The sequence below is a fragment of the Staphylococcus hyicus genome, from assembly GCF_000816085.1.
GTDB classification, from domain to species: Bacteria; Bacillota; Bacilli; order Staphylococcales; family Staphylococcaceae; genus Staphylococcus; species Staphylococcus hyicus.
The window spans coordinates 1,343,359-1,362,379 of sequence record NZ_CP008747.1 but is presented as its reverse complement, the minus strand read 5'-3'; the positions used below and the strand labels follow the sequence as shown (position 1 = coordinate 1,362,379).

The following is a 19,021-nucleotide window of genomic DNA, read 5'->3' as shown; positions in this document are numbered from 1 at the left end:
ATATGAACACAAATTAAAATCAAGGCATATTTGCTTTTAACAGATATGCCTTGATCTATGAAAGTGGGTTAATTTAATTGTTTACGTTTATCAATCACTTCTGCCCAAATGATACCGTTCACAACCTCATTGTCAGAAAACGTTAAATCGCCTTTTGATATATCAGGCTGTTTTGACGATGCTAATAATTGTTTGAGTTTCATTCGTTTGGTTCTCGGAGAAAGATACTTATCATCTATAATTTGACGTGCACGTTGTTCAACGCGATGAATATGTTTTTGGCGTTCTCGATCAAATGTATCATTTAATGAATCGATATCGCTTCGTAACATATCTAATAATTCTTTTTGAACTTGTTGTTGTTCTTGGCGTTGTTTATCTGCACGTTTCCAATCTTGTTGTGCGTTGTTTTTTTGTACCTTTTTAGGTTGTTGCTTTTGTTTGAAAGGCTTTGGCTTAGATTCAGGTTGTGTATCTTTAGGTGATAAAACCTCTTCACCCATTTGGGTGTCAAATTCTCGCTCCCATTCTTTCAATGTTTTTTCTACTTTATCCATGAAAGATTTCGGAGTATTTGGCATTTGAGGTTGCTGTGGAGATTGCTTACGCTTTTCATGACTTTTATCATTAATTGCGGATATAATTGAAATCACAATGGTAATGATAAAAATAATAACTCCAATGCTCATACCCTCACCTCATTAATGTTCGCTTTTATTTTCTTGAGATTTCTGCGAACTTTTATTAATTGCTTCTCTCATTCCAGTATCAGCTTCAATATTTTTTAAATTGTAATAATCTTTGACGCCAATATTTCCAGAACGCAGTGCTTCAGCCATCGCAAGTGGTACCTCTGCTTCAGCTTCAACAACTTTCGCATGCATTTCTTGAACGCGTGCTTTCATTTCTTGTTCTTGTGCTACCGCCATTGCACGACGTTCTTCAGCTTTTGCTTGAGCAATGTTTTTGTCTGCAATTGCTTGTTCGGTTTGTAAATCCGCGCCGATATTTTTACTAATATCAACATCAGCAATATCAATAGATAAAATTTCAAAAGCTGTACCAGAATCTAATCCTTTGCTTAAAACGGTTTTAGAAATGTTATCTGGGTTTTCTAACACTTCTGTATGATGCTTACTGGAACCAATCGTTGAAACAATCCCTTCCCCTACACGGGCGATAATTGTATCTTCACCAGCACCACCGACTAAACGCGAAATATTTGCACGAACCGTAATACGGGCTTTCGCTTTGACTTCGATACCATTCATCGCAACACCGGCAATAAATGGTGTTTCAATTACTTTAGGGTTAACAGACATTTGAACAGCTTCTAATACGTCACGTCCTGCTAAGTCGATTGCAGCACCACGTTCAAATGGTAAATTAATATCAGCGCGTTGTGCAGCAATATTTGCGTCTACAACACGGTCAACATTACCACCAGCTAAGTAGTGTGATTCAAGTTGATTCGTCGTTAATTGTAACCCTGCTTTATGCGCCTTAATTAAAGGACCAATCACTTTTCTAGGAGATACGCGACGCAAACGCATACCGACTAAAGTGCCAATACCTACATGAACGCCGGCAGCTAATGCTGAAATCCATAGTCCAACAGGTACAAATGAAAATAAAATCATCAATGCAACAATAATAAGTACAGCAATTATGATAAAAGAAATAAAACCAGTTGTTAACATTTAAATACTCCTTCTTAAATAGATTTGATTTCACGTACAACGACGCGAGTGCCTTCAACCTCGATTATTTCAACCTTAACGTCTTTACTAATAAAAGACCCCTCTGAAACCGCATCTATGCGTTCATTTTCATAAAGAATTAATCCGGCCGGACGTAGGTCAGTGAGTGTTAATGCAGTTGCACCCACAAGGTATGAACGGTCATTGTGTGACGTGTATCCTGATTCTTTATTTGTTGAATCTTTTAAAACAACATTTTCAAACAAGGATATTTTTTTCTTGAGAAACTTCACTAAAATCACCCATTCGATAATAGATAGTATTAAGGCAACTGATACATTAAGAAGCATTAAAGGCAGATTGTCGCCCATTGTAATTAAACTAAAAACAATCAAGCACATGCCTATAATACCCAGGACAGCGCCAACGACGAATAATTCTATAATAACGAGTATCACACCAATACTAAATATCAAAATGGTGATAAAGGATATGGTTCCCTCTGCTAAATAACCTAAAAAAATTAAAAGTAATGCTAAAATTGCTAGAATACCAGCCCAATTAAATGATTTTGAATAAAGCTGATAAACAAAACCTACAAACAAGACACACACTAAAATTAACGAAAGCCATGGTGACGTGATTAAAGATGATATTTGTGTGAACATATTGTCATTTTGTATAGTTCCGAGTAAATCTAGCATATGTATTGATAGTTGCATAAACATACACCTCACTCTCACTTAGTAGTATACATGAAAATACTAATAACTTATAGTGATAAAGTTTATTTAAAATGTATAAAATCTAAATACAAAAAAGCTTCAAAATCATCCTACAGAAGAACAATTTTGAAGCTTTCTATATATTATTAATTTGAATGTTGAGGGAGTTCAACACATTGATCATTATCTGAATTTACGTTTACGTGCAGCTTCAGATTTCTTTTTACGTTTTACACTTGGTTTTTCATAGAATTCGCGTTTACGAACTTCTTGGATTGTACCGCTTTTAGAAACTGAGCGTTTAAAACGACGTAAAGCATCTTCTAATGATTCGTTTTTACGGACTACTGTTTTAGACATCTGTATTTCCCTCCCTCCAAATATCAAGAAAACTATTATAGATTAATATATGACACATGATTTATGCCATGTAAACATTAGTATAAATTAAATCTCAATTATGGTCAATGTTGAATTATACAATTTCTGTTTAAATTAGGACTTCTTCCTCAGATTTATTCGATGCGTGGTCAACAACTCTTAATAGTTGTCCGTGATTTAATGGATAACCTGCTTGTATTATTTTCACTTTACAAATTTGTCCAATTAAAGAATCATCGCCTTCAAATTCTACTTTCATGTAGTTATCAGCATATCCTACTAGAATCCCCTCTTTAGAACCTTTTTCTTCAGGTATTACTTCAAGAACATCATTTTCAAAGCGTGAGGCATATGTTTTCGCAAGTTGGTCACTTAATTGAATTAATTGATGAACACGCTCGTTTTTTACGTTTTCATCAATTTGATTATCCATTCGAGCTGCTGGTGTACCGATACGTTGTGAGTATGGGAATACATGAAGTTCTGAGAATTGATGATTTACGATAAAATCATATGTTTCTTGAAATTCCTCCGCTGTTTCACCAGGAAATCCTACAATCACATCACTTGTCACAGCCAAACCTGGAAGTGCTGCATATAATTTTGTAATTCTTTCACTAAAATGAGCCATTGAATATTTACGTCTCATACGTTTTAAAACCGTGTCTGAACCAGACTGTAATGGTACGTGTAAATGACGAACGACTTTATTTGATTGTTGCAATACTTCAATGACTTCATCCGTCAATTGACTCGCCTCAATTGAAGAAATGCGAATGCGTTCTAATCCATCTATTGTCTCTAAATCACGTAATAATTGTGCTAAATTATAATTTTTTAAATCTTGGCCATAACCACCAGTATGAATACCTGTTAAAACAATTTCTTTATAACCAGAGTTAACGAGTGTTGTAGCTTGTTCAACAACCTTCTCAGGATCGCGTGATCGCATTAAACCGCGTGCCCAAGGTATAATACAGAATGTACAAAAGTTATTACAGCCTTCTTGGATTTTTAAAGAAGCACGCGTGCGATCTGTGAAATAAGGTACATCTAATTCTTCATAGGTACGATTTTTCATTATGTTACTTACACCGTTAATCGGTTGACGTTCACCTTTAAAAGTATCGATATACTCTAATAATTTATGACGGTCTTGTGTCCCTACGACAATATCCACACCAGGAATTTCCATAATTTCTGCTGAAGATGTTTGCGCATAACAGCCTGTCACACAGATAATAGCATCTGGATTTTTACGAATCGCACGACGAATCACTTGGCGACTCTTCTTATCACCAGTGTTTGTAACTGTACAAGTGTTAATTACAAATACGTCAGCATTTTGTTCAAAGTCAACACGCTCATAAGATGCTTCTTTGAATAGTTGCCATATTGCCTCGGTTTCATAGTGGTTTACTTTACAACCTAAAGTATGAAATGCAACTGTTGACATAAATTCACCTCATTGTATCTAATTTAATTCTAATTGGTAACTTATGGCACTTAAGGCGTATAAGGGTGCTGTTTCTGCACGTAAAATACGTGGTCCTAAGCCTACACATTTGACTTTGTTTTGTAAAGCAGTTACCTCATCTTGAGAAAATCCACCTTCGGGACCGAATAAAAATAAAATTTTCGCACCAGGAAATAAGGTTTGGATGCTATCTTTAAAAAGAGAACGCTCACCTTCTTTTGCTGATTCTTCATATGCCATAAGTACATAATCATATTGATTAATCATATCATATATGGACTTGAAATTCGATATAAATTCTACTTTAGGTACAACTTGGCGATAACTTTGTTCTGACGCTTCTTTAACAATTTTTTGCCAACGTAGCACTTTTTTATCAGCTTTTTGTGTATTGAGTTTGACTATCGAGCGATCCATATGTGTCGCAATAAAGTGTCGGGCACCAAGTTCCGTAGCTTTTTGAAGTAACCATTCATATTTATCGCTCTTTATCAACCCGCTACAAATGGTAACATCAACGGGCAATTCGGAACGCACGTCGACACGTCTCACCGTTTCAACTTCAATGCTATCTTTCAGTATGGTTTGTATATGTGATTCATACGTATGCTGATGATTAAAATTAATTATAATGGAATCTCCTTCACCCAAACGCATTACGTTATGAATGTGATGAATATCATCTTCATTTGTTATAAAAAAACGCTGATGTAACTCAGCGTTTTCATTTAAAAAGTACCGTTGCATCTATCTCACACCTTTTGAGCAGTTATACAGACCCAACCATTATCCTGTTGTGTCTCGATAATGGAAAATCCTGTTTCTTTCATTTGATTGATAAGTGTTTCTGCTTTATCATCAATAATTCCTGAAGCAATAAAAAATCCATCTTGATTCAATGTTTGATATGCATCTTCAACCATAAGTGTAATCACGTGTGCAAGAATATTTGCGATGACTACATCGTAATGGTCGTGCTCATCTGTTAATAGATTACCTGTAGTGGTTTGAATGTGAGACTCACAATGATTTTTCTTGAAATTTTCTCTTGCAACTTGAACTGCCATTTCATCCAAGTCCAATGCTTTGACATGTTGGGCACCTAACAAATGGGATGCAATGCTCAAAATGCCTGAACCTGTACCCACGTCAATCACACGGTGGTGAGGTTGAACTATTTTTTCAATCGCTTTCAAACACATACTCGTTGTTGGATGATCGCCCGTGCCGAACGCCATTCCTGGATCTAGTTCAATGTACAAATGTTGTGCATCTTTTTGAACAGTTTCCCAACTTGGCACAATAAAAAATCTTTCAGATGCCTTAAATGGATGAAAATAGTTTTTCCATTCGTTTTCCCAATCAGATTCTTCAATGTCCTGATGTGTCATTTTGAAAACGTCATGATTTAAAATGTCTAGTTTTAGTATATTAGACTCAATGGATTCAAGTAAGGTACGCGTAAATTGTGATTCATTGTAATACGCTTTAATAATCATGTGATTTTCGGGATAATCTTGAGGATTTAACGCAAAAATCTCACCAAATCGATCTTCTCTCTCGCGATGTAATTCATTCGAATCTTCTATTGCCACCCCATTAGAACCTGCATTTTGTAGTATTTCAGTGACACTTTCTTCTGCTTCATTATTCACCACTACAGATAATTCTATCCATTTCATTTATTATTCTCCTTTGAAGAAACGACGTGCTTTATCTTTAAAATTAGAAGGTTGTTCAGAAATAGATTCGCCACTTTCCTCAGCAAATGCTTTTAATAATTCACGTTGTTTATCGGTTAGATTTGTAGGTGTTGCAACAACTATATTTACAAATAAATCACCATGGCCATAACCATGTACGTTTTTAACGCCTTTACCTTTTAAACGGAACTGCTTACCTGATTGCGTTCCAGCTGGAATTGTTAACATGACTTGACCATTTAATGTTGGTACTTTAATTTCATCACCTAGCGCAGCTTGCGCGATACTAATATTCTGTTTGAATAATATATCATCGCCATCACGCGTAAACTTATCAGATGGTTTTACTCTAAATACAACAAATAAATCGCCTGCTGGTCCGCCATTTTCACCAGGCGCACCTTCACCCGCTAAGCGGATTTGTTGATCATTATCGACACCTTCTGGAACCGTGACTTCGAGTTTAACATTTTTAGTTTCTGTACCGCGTCCGTGACAAGTTGGACAAGATTCTTCAAATTCTTCCCCAGAACCATTACATTGTGGACATACTTTTTCAGTTCTAACACGCCCTAATATAGTGTTCTGCTCAACTGAAACGTGACCTGAACCTTTACAATATGAACATGTTTTCTTTTTCGTGCCAGGTTTAGCACCATTACCATTACATGTGTGACATGTAACTTCTTTACGGATTGATATTTCTTTTTTCGTACCAAATACGGCTTCTTCAAACGTGATCGTCATTGTATATTGAAGATCATCACCTTTACGTGGCGCGTTAGGGTCTCTTTGGCGTTGGCCACCGAAGAAAGAGCTAAAGATATCTTCAAAGCCAGAGCCACCAAACCCTGAAAAGTCTTGACCACCAAAACCTTGACTAAACCCACCTTGCGCACCGGCATGACCGAACTGATCGTATTGTTGGCGCTTTTGATCATCGCTTAATATTTCGTAAGCTTCACTGATTTCTTTGAACTTCGCATCAGAGCCCTCTTCTTTATTAATGTCTGGATGGTACTTTTTTGATAATTTACGATATGCCTTTTTGATTTCATCTTTAGATGCACTTTTACTTACGCCCAGGACTTCATAATAGTCTCGTTTTGCCAATGCTATCGCTCCCTTTTTTACATCTTATGAATAAAAAGAGGCTGGGACGATGCTGTCCTAGCCCCTCTATTTCATATATTGATAGACTATTGATACGTGTTTAGTGTAACACAAATATTATTTATTATCGTCGTCTTTCACTTCTTTGAATTCTGCATCTTCAACAGTATCATCTTGCTTTGAAGTTTGACCTTGTTGGCTTTGAGCTTGTTGTGCTTGCTCATAAACTTTCATTGATAATTGTTGAATCACTTGTTCAAGTGCTTCTTTTTTAGATTTAATCTCTTCAAGATCAGTACCTTCAAGTGCGGATTTTAAGTCGTCTTTTTTCGCTTCAGCTTCTTTTTTATCATCTTCTGAGACATTTTCACCTAAATCTGATAACATTTTGTCAACTTGGAATACAAGTTGATCTGCATCATTACGTAAATCCACTTCTTCACGACGTTTTTTATCTGCTTCCGCATTTTCTTCAGCGTCTTTTACCATACGTTCGATTTCATCGTCTGATAATGCTGATGAAGATTCGATTGTAATTTTTTGTTCTTTGTTCGTACCTAAATCTTTAGCTGTAACATTTACAATACCGTTTTTATCAATGTCAAATGTTACTTCGATTTGAGGAATACCACGTGGTGCTGGCGGAATGTCTGTTAATTGGAAACGACCTAATGTCTTGTTGTCTGATGCCATAGGACGCTCACCTTGAAGCACATGAATATCTACTGATGGCTGGTTATCAGCAGCAGTTGAATAAACTTGTGATTTTGAAGTAGGGATTGTCGTATTACGTTCGATTAACGTATTCATACGTCCGCCCATTATTTCAATTCCTAATGATAATGGCGTTACATCGAGTAATACAACATCTTTTACATCACCAGTGATGACACCACCTTGAATTGCAGCACCCATTGCAACAACTTCGTCTGGGTTAACGCCTTTATTTGGCTCTTTTCCAATTTCTTTTTTAATTGCTTCTTGTACAGCTGGAATACGAGTTGAACCACCTACTAAAATAACTTCATCGATATCTGAAGTAGATAAACCTGCATCACTAAGCGCTTGACGTGTTGGAGCCATTGTTTTCGCAATTAAGCTATCTGCAAGCTCTTCGAATTTAGCACGAGATAAAGTTGTTTCTAAGTGTAGCGGACCTGCTTCTCCTGCTGAAATGAATGGTAAAGAAATTTGAGTTGAAGATACACCTGATAAATCTTTTTTCGCTTTTTCAGCAGCATCTTTTAAACGTTGTAATGCCATTTTATCTTTTGATAAATCAACACCATTTTCTGATTTGAACTCTTTAACTAAATAATCAATGATTACTTGGTCAAAGTCATCCCCACCTAAACGGTTGTCACCTGCAGTAGCTAATACTTCGAATACGCCGTCGCCTAGCTCTAAAATTGAAACGTCAAACGTACCGCCACCAAGGTCAAATACTAAAACTTTTTCATCTTTGTCAGTTTTATCTAAACCGTAAGCTAACGCTGCTGCAGTCGGTTCGTTGATAATACGTTCAACTTCTAAGCCGGCAATTTTACCAGCATCTTTCGTTGCTTGACGTTCACTATCGTTAAAGTAAGCAGGAACAGTAATTACTGCTTTCTCAACTTTTTCACCTAAATAGCTTTCAGCTGTGTTTTTTAAATTTTGTAAAATCATTGCTGAAATTTCTTGAGGTGTGTATGATTTGCCATCAATATTTTCTTTATAGTCTGTACCCATATGACGTTTAATAGATTGAATCGTATTAGGGTTCGTGATTGCTTGACGTTTTGCAACTTCACCAACTTGTGTTTCACCATTTTTAAATGCTACAACTGATGGTGTCGTACGTGCACCTTCAGGATTTTGAATCACTTTAGGCTCGTCACCTTCTAATACAGATACACAAGAGTTTGTTGTTCCTAAGTCAATACCAATTACTTTACTCATAATCAAATTCCTCCTAATTTTCAAACATAATTATTTTTACATAAACTGGTAACTTTCGTCAAAATTATTGATTTACTTTTACCATTGAAGGTCTTAACACACGATCTTTCAATTTATACCCTTTTTGTAATTCCTCTGTAATTTGTCCAGATTCAAAATCAGGATTATCATCTTGGACGACTGCTTGATGGAAGTTAGGGTCGAATGTCTCGCCTTCCGCTTGAATTGTTTCAAGCCCATTGTTTTCGAGCGCATTGATTAAGCTACTATGAACCATTTCAACACCTTTTTTTAGTGCGTTGAAGGATTCATCATCACCTTCAATTTTTAATGCACGTTCGAAATTATCTAAAGCCGGTAAAATGTCGTTTAAAACAACTTGAGATTGATATTTTCTTTGCGTGTCATTTTCTTTCTGTATGCGTCTTTTATAGTTTTCAAATTCAGCGTATAATCGCAAATATTTTTCTTCTTCTTTTTCTACTTGAGCTTTTAAAGATGCAATTTCTTCATCTTTAGGATCTACTGTTTCTTCTTCAACATTTTCATGAATTGCTTCATTAGTGTCATTGTTCGCTTCATTTGTTGAATTTACTTCACTATTTTCAGCTGTATTAGAAGATTGCTCTGATGTATCAACATCTGTCTTGTCTTCATTTTTATCTTGTGTAGTAAAATCTTTTTCTTCAGACATTTTGAAACCTCCATACTCTATTTCGTTAATCGTATATTAAGAAATTCTACTAAGCAATTGAATCACATTTTGATAATGCATTGCTGTAGGACCAATAACGGCTACATAACCGTTCAGCGTGTGATCAATATGATATCGTCGTGTAAGAATTGCAATGTCTTCAATATCTTTTTCAATTTCTCGACCAATTTTAATATTAATTGCTGAATCAATATGGTCATTCAATAAACCGGTGATTTGATTCGACTCAATATATTTTAAAATTGGTTGAATGGCTGAAACATTATCCTCGTTTAATCCATCAATCAATTGGTGTTTACCACCTAAATAAATGCGAGAAGATTCACTTAATAATTGGTGATGAATCATAGTATAAATTTGATGTAATATCTCATATTCAATCGGTGTGAATTGAAGCGCATCAAAATGTAACGATTGAAATGTTTCATTAGAACCGTAGCGTGTTTGCTCAGATATATAATTTGACATTTTAATTACAGAAGATCGAGATATCGGTTGATGTGACGATAAGTGTAACTGTTTAATATGTCCAGTTTCATAAATCATCACAATGACAATATGGTGATCATGAACTTTTAGTAATTTGATATCTAATAATGCCACCTTAGAATGATCTGGACCTACGACAAGTGTTGTGTAATGTGATTGATTAGAAAATACTTTCGCAAAATGATCGAGTGTAGAAGAAATATCAAAATGATGTTTCATATACATATCATTTATATTAATATAATTTTGCCTATTTTCCTCAATCGGTTCATTTAATAACCGATTCGCATATAATCTGAAACCAGCTTCTGAAGGTTTACGCCCTGAGGATGAATGTGTTTTTTCAATTAGATTTTTTGACTCTAATAATTTCATCTCATTACGTATAGTAGCTGGGCTCACATTTACATCATGTCGCTCAAGTATTGTTTTTGATCCAATAGGTTGGCCAAGTTCAACATAATCCTCAACAATTGCATTTAAAATACTAAATTGTCTTTTTGTAATCATGTTTCCACCTCGTTAGCACTCTTTTGTTCCAAGTGCTAATTATAATTTATCAAATTGGTCAAAGTAAGTCAACGTTAAAGCTCTGGAATTACAAATTATTTTTAAATGCGAATAAATGCTTCAAAAACGTCGTTACCAACGATACGACCATTATCTGTTAAAGAAATATAATAGTCTGTATTATGAATTAAGTTCTTCTTAACTAAGTTTGCAATTTCTGTTTCATAAATATTATCGATACTTTCACCATACTTCGCATAAAATTGTTGTTTATCAACACCTTGATTCATGCGAAGCCCAAGGAACATTTCTTCTTCTATTTTCTCATTCAATGTTGGAAAATGTTGTTCTAATATAGGTTTTTTATGTTGTTGAACTTGTTTAATATAGTGATTTACAGGTTTGACATTCGTATAGCGACATCCATCCACATACCCGCTTGCGCCGGCACCAAAACCATAATAACTTCCATTTTTCCAATAAACTTTATTATGCTCGGATTCATGGCCATCTTTAGCAAAATTAGATATTTCGTATTGATGCAAGGATGAGTTTTTTATTTTATCCATCAGCACTTGATACATTTCAGCACCAAGTGTATTACTCGGAAGGTTTAATTTACCTTTACGATACAGATTATAAAATTGTGTTTGAGGTTCTAATATTAATCCGTAACTCGAAATATGATCGATGTCTAACGATAATGCTTGATCTAAACTATTTTCAAATTGTGCTAAAGTTTGAGTTGGCAAATGATACATTAAATCAAGGCTAATTGAAGGAATGTTATGCTTTCTCGAATATGCAACCGCATTATAAATATCGCTAGTTTGATGGCTTCTACCTAATAATTTAAGCAATGAGGAATCAAACGTTTGAACCCCCATTGATAATCGATTCACCCCGTAGTTTTTAAGTAAGCGAATTTTTTCTTCAGTCAATTCGTCAGGGTTAGCCTCAAATGTGTATTCACCTCGAATGGTAAATTTTTGTTGAATAGCTATTAATAAACGTTCTAATTGCTTTAATGTTAAAGCTGTAGGTGTACCTCCTCCAACAAATATCGTATCTAATTTCGTTTCGTTGGCATTATTCATTTCTTGAATTAAACAATCGAGATAAGTGTCGACGGGTTGATTTTGTATGAAATATTTATTGAAATCACAATACGTACAAATTTTGACACAAAACGGTATGTGAATGTATGCGCTTTTAACAGTCATATTTTTCCTTCCCTTCAACAATAAAACTCCCAATCACAATGCAAGCGCTGTAATTGGGAGTAACTTTTACTCTTCGTCCATTTTTAATACGGCTAAAAAGGCATCTTGTGGAATTTCTACATTTCCTACAGCCTTCATTTTTGCTTTACCGGCTTTTTGTTTTTCTAACAATTTACGTTTACGACTGATATCGCCACCATAACACTTAGAAAGGACGTTTTTACCCATTGATTTAATATTAGTACGTGCAACAATTTTATGACCAACAGCCGCTTGTACTGGTACTTCAAATTGTTGGCGAGGTATTAATGTTTTAAGTTTCTCGACGAGCGCCTTGCCACGTTCATAAGCAAAATCTCTGTGCACAATAAAACTTAAAGCATCTACTTTATCTCCGTTTAAGAGAATATCCATTTTAACAAGGTTACTTTCTTTGTTTTCTATAAACTCATAATCAAATGAAGCATAACCTTTTGTATTTGATTTTAACTGATCGAAAAAGTCAAATACCACTTCAGATAGCGGTAATTCATACACAATACTTACGCGAATGTCATCAAGGTAATCCATATTAATAAATTGACCTCTTTTACGTTGACACAACTCCATTACTGCGCCTACATAATCATTTGGTACCATCATCGTAGCACGTACATAGGGTTCGAAAACTTTTTCGATTTTATCACGATCTGGCATTTGTGCAGGATTATCCACTTGAATCGTATCACCATTTCTAAGTACTACTGAATAAATTACTGATGGTGCAGTTGCAATCAGTTCTATACCAAATTCACGTTCTATACGCTCTTGAATAATCTCCATATGGAGCATCCCAAGAAAACCTGTACGATAACCAAATCCTAATGCTTTAGATGATTCGGGTTCGAATTCTAAAGAGGCATCATTAAGTTGGAGTTTTTCAAGCGCTTCTCTTAAATCATTATAATCTTTATTATCAATTGGGAACAAACCGCAATAAACCATTGGGTTCATTTTCTTATACCCTTTTAAAGGTGTATCGGCAGGTCGATCAAAGTGTGTAATTGTATCACCTACACGAGAATCGTCAACATTTTTAATACTTGCAATAATATAACCAACATCACCAACAGTTAACTCATCCACTGGTAATTGTTTAGGTGTATTGATACCAACTTCTGTCACTTCAAATGATTTACCTGTAGCCATCATTTTAATTTTATCTCCAGGTTTAACTACCCCATCTACAACCCGAATAGATGAAATTACACCACGATAAGGATCGTATTCTGAATCGAAAATTAACGCTTTTAATGGCGCTTCTGGATCACCTTCTGGAGGGGGTACCATTTCAACTATTTTCTCTAGAATTTCATCGATACCTATATTAGATTTAGCACTTGCTAATACCGCATCATCTTTATCTAGGCCAATTACATCTTCAACTTCTTGCTTAACACGCTCAGGTTCAGCGGCTGGCAAATCTATTTTATTAATGACTGGGATTAATTCTAAATCATTATCTAATGCAAGATAAACGTTTGCTAATGTTTGCGCCTCTATACCTTGAGCAGCATCAACAACAAGTATTGCACCTTCGCAGGCTGCTAAAGAGCGTGACACTTCATAAGTAAAATCGACGTGTCCAGGTGTATCAATGAGGTGAAAAGTGTATGTTTCACCATCATTTGCTTCATATTTCAAACGAACTGCGTTTAATTTAATCGTGATACCACGTTCACGCTCTAAATCCATAGAATCTAGTAATTGAGATTGCATCTCACGCGCTTCAACGGATTTGGTGTTTTCAAGTATTCTATCAGCTAATGTCGATTTTCCATGATCAATGTGGGCAATGATTGAAAAGTTTCTAATATATTTTTGGCGATTCAAACGCGCTTTATTATTCATTGTATCCTTCTCACTTTCTCGTTCTTCCAAATTATGTATCGCATCTTTGATATGATAACGTTTTTAACCTATAATTGCAACTTAAGAATCAGCAGTTAAGTATTGTTACAAAATGAAATATTACGCTAAAAATGCATGATTCGTTCTAATTAATGATTGCACAATGATTTGAGTTTTGATAGAATAAATTTTGTTGTAATCAAAACCTTTTGATCATCATGTTTTTAGGAGGTGCTCTATATGCCAAATATCAAATCTGCAATTAAACGTGTGAAAACAACGCACACAGCTGAAAGCAAAAACATTTCACAGAAAAACGATATGCGTACAGCGGTTAAACGCGCGAAAACAGCTATCGAAACGAATGCTGATAATAAACAAGAATTAGTGAACAGTGCTATCAAAAAAATTGATAAAGCTGCACAAAGTAATTTAATCCACTCTAATAAAGCGGACAGAATGAAATCTAAATTAATGTCAGCTAAATAATGTCACGCGTCGAAAACACGCGTCATTTTAAAGGCAAGCCTACTTTGAATTAAGTTAGGTTTGCCTTTTTTTAGTTAGAAAAAATGCGTCGATACGACAATTAATGTCTACACGACGCTACTATATCTACATATTCAAGCTACTACTTATTATAATTTTAATATAAACAATTCAAGGATTAATACTTTATCCATATATGATGATTTAAGTTGATAATCTGTTTCCACGCAAATGTTCATTTTTTCAAGTAAAGACTCTAACGTATACTTTCTTGCATGTCTTAAAGCGAGTTTTACACGATATGGGTGCGCACCTACAGTTTTAGCTATTTGTTGTTCTGAATACCCTTTTTGGTTTAAAATCAAGCTTTGATAATAAAGTCGATAATTACTTGTTATTAAAGCGAGTAATTTTATCGGTTCCTCTTTTAACTGGATTAAATCTCGCATTAACGTGACTGCCTTTTGCTTTTGACCGTTTTGTATATATTCTGTTAATAGAAATACATTTTGTTCCAAACTTCGATTTACAATCGTTTTAACATCTTCCAAATTGATTGTTGTTTTATCACCAATATAAAGTAATAATTTGTCAAGTTCTTGATTGATTAATTGATAGTGGATACCTGTCAATGTTAAAAACTGGTCTAATGCGTCTTGTTTAATGTCTTTAAAATTTTGATTTAAGTACGATTGGATCCATTGCTTCATTTCAACTTCAGACATTTGTTCTACTTTTTTTATCTTTGCATGTTTCTTTAACGTTTTAACCATTTTCTTCCGTTCGTCAAGTTTCGATGCGAAAACTTGAAAGATAACGAGTGAATCCCCATTATATTTTTCTATAAATTCGATAACAGCATGCGCATCAATTGTATGGTCTTTTGATATTTTTTCTCCTGTAAAAATAAATGTATTTTGAACGAGGATCACTTTTTTATCAGAAAAAAAAGGCATCGTCATCGCTTCTTCAATAATTTGATTAAAATTCGTTTCATATAAGTTGAATTTTATATAGTTAAAGTCGTCTTTAGGTTCGCCGTCCAAATAACTATCAATAATTTGGTTTATTTCTTTGTCGATTAATTCAGGAATTTCTCCATACACAGTATAGATTGGCGTAGACATTAAAAACTTCCTCTCTTAAAACAATTAGCCCTATTATAACATGTTAATTTGCAATATACATGACTCACTAAAGTCTTTTAGTTCTTTTGTTTATATATTTTGAATTGCTTTGGTCGATTTTTGTCAAACCGAATGGAGAGCGTATCCGTATTTGCGGTATTAAAAGTAATAACATTGTAGTGGTGTAAACGTTTCAAGATAGTTGGATGAGGAAGTCGATATAAATTGTTTTTACCGCTCGATATAAGCGCGTATTGAGGCTTGACATAATTCAAGAAAGGTTCTGATGTACTTGTTATGCTGCCATGATGACCTACTTTTAAGATGTTTATTGGCGGTAATGACACTTTTTTAAGCAACTCTTTTTCATTTTCGACTGTTGCATCACCCATGAGTAAAATGTTGGATTGACGTATAGTAGCTAATGTTATTACCGAATGATCATTGGGATTTTGACTATTCGAGATAGTTGCATTTATAAACTGAAATTTAAAGTCCCCTAATGTTAAGGATTTAAGTTTAAAAGCTGAGCGTAATTTTATATTGTGATGTTTCGCTACAGTATAGATTTCATTTAGCTTATTATGTTCAAAATGATGTGGATTGAAAATGATATTGCGAATATTCACGGTTTGAGACAAAGATTTAAGCTCTCCCATATGATCTGAATGCGCATGCGTTATTAATACATAATCAATACTTCGAATGCCTTTTTGTTTTAAAGTCGGAAAAAGTTTTCTTTCAGTAATATTAAATTTACTTTTATATTTTAAAGAGTCAATTTGACCCCCTGTATCAATAAGTAGCGTTTGACCCTTTCGTGATTTAAATAATATGGCATCTCCTTGCCCCACATTAATCATTGTCATTTCATCCTGACCATCAGTTAATGTCAATATAGATAAACCTATACAACATATTGAAAAGCAAACATATTTTTTATACGCTTTAATAGCAATTAAGTACACACTGACAAAACAAATAAAAGATAACGTTAAATACCCAATTTCTCCATATTCCGGTATAATCCAGTGATATTGTGCTAGTGGTGCACTTAACCATAATAAAAAATCTTGGAAAATGAATAACGGGTTAATAATTGGAGTTAGATATGACAATATTGATGGAAATAATACCGCAAAAAAGATTGTTAGCATTGATATTGGGATAATTATAAGGCCATAAAGTGGAAGAAAATAAATATTCGTTATTAAAGATTGCCATTGTATTTCATTGAAATGCTGGTAACTAATAGGGATACTACCGTAAAAAGAAATGAAACTAGTCAATAACAAGGTAATTATAAATGGTTTATGCATGTATGTGTTTTGCATCATTAATAACAAAAAGCATATCGCAAAAGAAAATTGAAAACCCAGATGATAATGTATATTAGGATCATTTAATGAAAGGATAATATAACTCAATGCTAAAAAAGTGATGCCTTTTTTACTTATATATTTGGAGAAAATGAATAACAGAATCGTCATTAAAACAGCTCTTTGTGCACTGGGGCCTTCACCAGCAAAAACTAAATAGCATGGTAATATTAATACTAATATGATTTTAATAACACATATTGGTATCGGTAAGCGTTTGAGGATTTGATACAACAATCCAATGAATATTGCTACATGTGTTCCGCTTACAGCAAATAAATGAGAAATCCCTAATTGTCGAATTAAAGTGAGTTGCTTACTATTTATAAATTGCACATCACCAGTTGCTAAGGCAATGAGTTTGTCTTTTCCATGAATTTGACTAGAACGCATTTGACTAATGTAGGTGTTTCTTATAAGTCTAATACGATCTGTCCATGAAGGATGATCTAGTTTACAATTATTAAATTGTAATTGTTTTACAGTTAAATGTGCGAGTTGTCCGGAACGAGCGGAAGGTTTATATTTCCCTTTCACGTAGCATGAATGTGTGGCATAAAAATCAAGCTTTGGTAAAGAGGCTTTGGGGATTTGATAGGATTTCAAATGCAGTTTTTCATTATTTTTTGTTTGGACGAGTGCAGTGATTTCATCGTTTAGCAATATAGGTGGTGTAAGATATTTAACTTCGACAATGATATCTTTTGTAGGAGAATGTGAGTCATATATCGTACCATTTACTAAGGTAGAAACCAATTGTACTTCTATAATATAGCCTAGGCTACATGCGCATAGGCTTAAAACTAGTGTGAAAAATGATTTGACTTTAATCACCATACTGCATGCAACAATGATAATGAACAAGCATGCAGTGTATTGGTGATGGGCAAATATTTGTCCGATGATAAAACATAAAAGTATATAAGGCATTTAATTTTCTGTGCCTAGGATATATTTAGCGATATCTTGAGGATGAAATGGGACGCGCTCAAATGTGACCCCAGATTGCTCTAGCAATTGAATCGCATATGGATGGTTGCGATAATTTTCAGCATAATAAATGGTCTTAATGCCAGCTTGAATAATTGATTTAGTACAATTTAAACACGGAAAATGCGTTACATATATCGTAGCATTTTCAGTAGAAACACCTTGTTTAGCACATTGCAGTAGCGCATTCATTTCAGCATGTATCGTTCGTATACAATGCCCCTCCTCGATTAAACATCCTTCATCAATACAGTGTACTTCACCTGCCACTGAACCATTGTATCCACCTGCAATGATTCGATTGTCTTTAATAATTGTAGCACCTACTGATAAACGTGTACATGTTGAGCGTAACGCTAGTAAATGTGATTGGGCCATGAAATATTCATCCCATTGTATCCGTTCCATAAAGTCACCTCTTTAATTGAATTATGACATTTCTGTAATTTAATTATAAACGAAATTTACTTCGATAGTAAAAGCCGGTTTTTAATATGTTAAACGACGAAGTATGGTTTTAATTTTTCGAATGTTTTTTCTCCAATGCCGTTGATTTCTTTTAATTCATCAACAGATTTAAAGGCACCTTTTTCTTCCCTATATTTTAAAATTGTTTCAGCTTTAGAAGGACCTATCCCAGGAATTTTAGTTAAGTCTGACGTTTCTGCTAAGTTAAGATTAACGGGTTGAATATCATTACCTGTTTCAGTAGTCGTTCCACCTTGAGTTAAATGAGGAGATGTTTTTTCACCTTTTGAAGGAATATATATCATTTTCTGATCTATTAATTTTTCTGCTAAGTTAATTTGTGACAAATCAGCATGTTTAAGTACACCGGCTTTTTCAAGTAAATCATTCACGCGTTGATTTGATTTCATCGTATACGTTTTTGGATGTGCAACAGCACCTTTTACATCAACAACGATATCAGAAATCGGAGGCGTCTCTTGTTTGTTTGAGCTGTTCTCATCTATTGATGACGCATTATGAGACATTTCAGATTCGGGCGGCATCTCGTTCTTATCTTCATGTATTTGCGAGGTTAAATAGACTAATATTATCATCCCTAAGACCGTTAATATGACTAATGGTAATAAATATTTTGGTTGCTTTAAAGAATGTAGAATATGATCAAACATAAAAAAACCCCTTTCATAACTAATACACGT

The 19,021-nt window shown here is 34.4% G+C and carries 18 protein-coding genes; 1 reads left to right on the top strand and 17 read right to left on the bottom strand.

All coding sequences use genetic code 11. From position 1 onward, the window contains the following. Window positions 1–68: 68 nt before the first annotated feature. The 13 genes from SHYC_RS06480 to lepA all read right to left on the bottom strand — a co-directional run bounded on the left by SHYC_RS06480 (window position 69) and on the right by lepA (window position 13,867). Entirely contained in the window at window positions 69–689 is a 621-nt protein-coding gene (locus SHYC_RS06480; RefSeq protein WP_039645512.1) for a hypothetical protein, read from the bottom strand. Between the two features lie 12 nt (window positions 690–701). After that, complete coding sequence (gene floA, locus SHYC_RS06475; protein ID WP_039645510.1) at window positions 702–1,700, bottom strand: flotillin-like protein FloA; 999 nt, start codon at window positions 1,698–1,700, stop codon at window positions 702–704. 14 nt (window positions 1,701–1,714) lie between these two features. Next, the gene (locus SHYC_RS06470) at window positions 1,715–2,428 is read right to left on the bottom strand and encodes an NfeD family protein (protein WP_039645508.1); all 714 of its coding nucleotides are present in this window, start codon (window positions 2,426–2,428) and stop codon (window positions 1,715–1,717) included. 180 nt (window positions 2,429–2,608) lie between these two features. After that, on the bottom strand, window positions 2,609–2,785 hold the full coding sequence (rpsU, locus tag SHYC_RS06465; protein ID WP_002471046.1) for a 30S ribosomal protein S21: 177 nt from the start codon (window positions 2,783–2,785) through the stop codon (window positions 2,609–2,611). Between the two features lie 130 nt (window positions 2,786–2,915). Next, the gene (gene mtaB, locus SHYC_RS06460) at window positions 2,916–4,262 is read right to left on the bottom strand and encodes a tRNA (N(6)-L-threonylcarbamoyladenosine(37)-C(2))-methylthiotransferase MtaB (RefSeq protein ID WP_039645505.1); all 1,347 of its coding nucleotides are present in this window, start codon (window positions 4,260–4,262) and stop codon (window positions 2,916–2,918) included. An 18-nt stretch (window positions 4,263–4,280) separates the two neighbouring features. After that, entirely contained in the window at window positions 4,281–5,030 is a 750-nt protein-coding gene (locus SHYC_RS06455; protein ID WP_039645502.1) for a 16S rRNA (uracil(1498)-N(3))-methyltransferase, read from the bottom strand. 5 nt (window positions 5,031–5,035) lie between these two features. Beyond that, a complete protein-coding gene (prmA, locus tag SHYC_RS06450; RefSeq protein WP_039645501.1) occupies window positions 5,036–5,965 on the bottom strand; it encodes a 50S ribosomal protein L11 methyltransferase in 930 nt (309 codons plus the stop codon). A 3-nt stretch (window positions 5,966–5,968) separates the two neighbouring features. After that, window positions 5,969–7,099 carry a molecular chaperone DnaJ gene (gene dnaJ / locus SHYC_RS06445; protein WP_039645499.1) on the bottom strand — a complete coding sequence of 377 codons (1,131 nt, stop codon included), beginning with the start codon at window positions 7,097–7,099 and terminating at the stop codon, window positions 5,969–5,971. A gap of 117 nt (window positions 7,100–7,216) precedes the next feature. Continuing rightward, window positions 7,217–9,040 (bottom strand): molecular chaperone DnaK, encoded by a 1,824-nt coding sequence (dnaK, locus tag SHYC_RS06440; protein WP_039645498.1) that lies wholly within the window; start codon window positions 9,038–9,040, stop codon window positions 7,217–7,219. A gap of 64 nt (window positions 9,041–9,104) precedes the next feature. Continuing rightward, window positions 9,105–9,734, bottom strand: coding sequence for a nucleotide exchange factor GrpE (gene grpE / locus SHYC_RS06435; RefSeq protein WP_039645495.1), 630 nt, complete (start codon window positions 9,732–9,734; stop codon window positions 9,105–9,107). Window positions 9,735–9,770: 36 nt separating this feature from the next. Further along, window positions 9,771–10,754: a heat-inducible transcriptional repressor HrcA gene (hrcA, locus tag SHYC_RS06430; protein WP_039645493.1), complete on the bottom strand. Its 984-nt coding sequence runs from the start codon at window positions 10,752–10,754 to the stop codon at window positions 9,771–9,773. 101 nt (window positions 10,755–10,855) lie between these two features. After that, a complete protein-coding gene (gene hemW, locus SHYC_RS06425; RefSeq protein WP_039645492.1) occupies window positions 10,856–11,977 on the bottom strand; it encodes a radical SAM family heme chaperone HemW in 1,122 nt (373 codons plus the stop codon). A 66-nt stretch (window positions 11,978–12,043) separates the two neighbouring features. Next, window positions 12,044–13,867, bottom strand: coding sequence for a translation elongation factor 4 (gene lepA, locus SHYC_RS06420; protein WP_039645490.1), 1,824 nt, complete (start codon window positions 13,865–13,867; stop codon window positions 12,044–12,046). 240 nt (window positions 13,868–14,107) lie between these two features. Between lepA and rpsT the strand changes: the two genes are divergently transcribed. Continuing rightward, window positions 14,108–14,356 carry a 30S ribosomal protein S20 gene (gene rpsT, locus SHYC_RS06415; RefSeq protein ID WP_037565423.1) on the top strand — a complete coding sequence of 83 codons (249 nt, stop codon included), beginning with the start codon at window positions 14,108–14,110 and terminating at the stop codon, window positions 14,354–14,356. Window positions 14,357–14,505: 149 nt separating this feature from the next. Here the strand turns inward: rpsT and holA are convergent, their stop codons facing one another. From holA to SHYC_RS06395, 4 genes are all read right to left on the bottom strand, one after another. Continuing rightward, a complete protein-coding gene (gene holA / locus SHYC_RS06410; protein WP_039645487.1) occupies window positions 14,506–15,483 on the bottom strand; it encodes a DNA polymerase III subunit delta in 978 nt (325 codons plus the stop codon). 77 nt (window positions 15,484–15,560) lie between these two features. Beyond that, a complete protein-coding gene (locus SHYC_RS06405; RefSeq protein WP_158484656.1) occupies window positions 15,561–17,699 on the bottom strand; it encodes a DNA internalization-related competence protein ComEC/Rec2 in 2,139 nt (712 codons plus the stop codon). Window positions 17,700–17,792: 93 nt separating this feature from the next. Next, complete coding sequence (locus SHYC_RS06400) at window positions 17,793–18,260, bottom strand: ComE operon protein 2 (protein ID WP_039645485.1); 468 nt, start codon at window positions 18,258–18,260, stop codon at window positions 17,793–17,795. Window positions 18,261–18,349: 89 nt separating this feature from the next. After that, entirely contained in the window at window positions 18,350–18,991 is a 642-nt protein-coding gene (locus SHYC_RS06395) for a helix-hairpin-helix domain-containing protein (RefSeq protein ID WP_039645484.1), read from the bottom strand. Window positions 18,992–19,021: the final 30 nt, after the last annotated feature.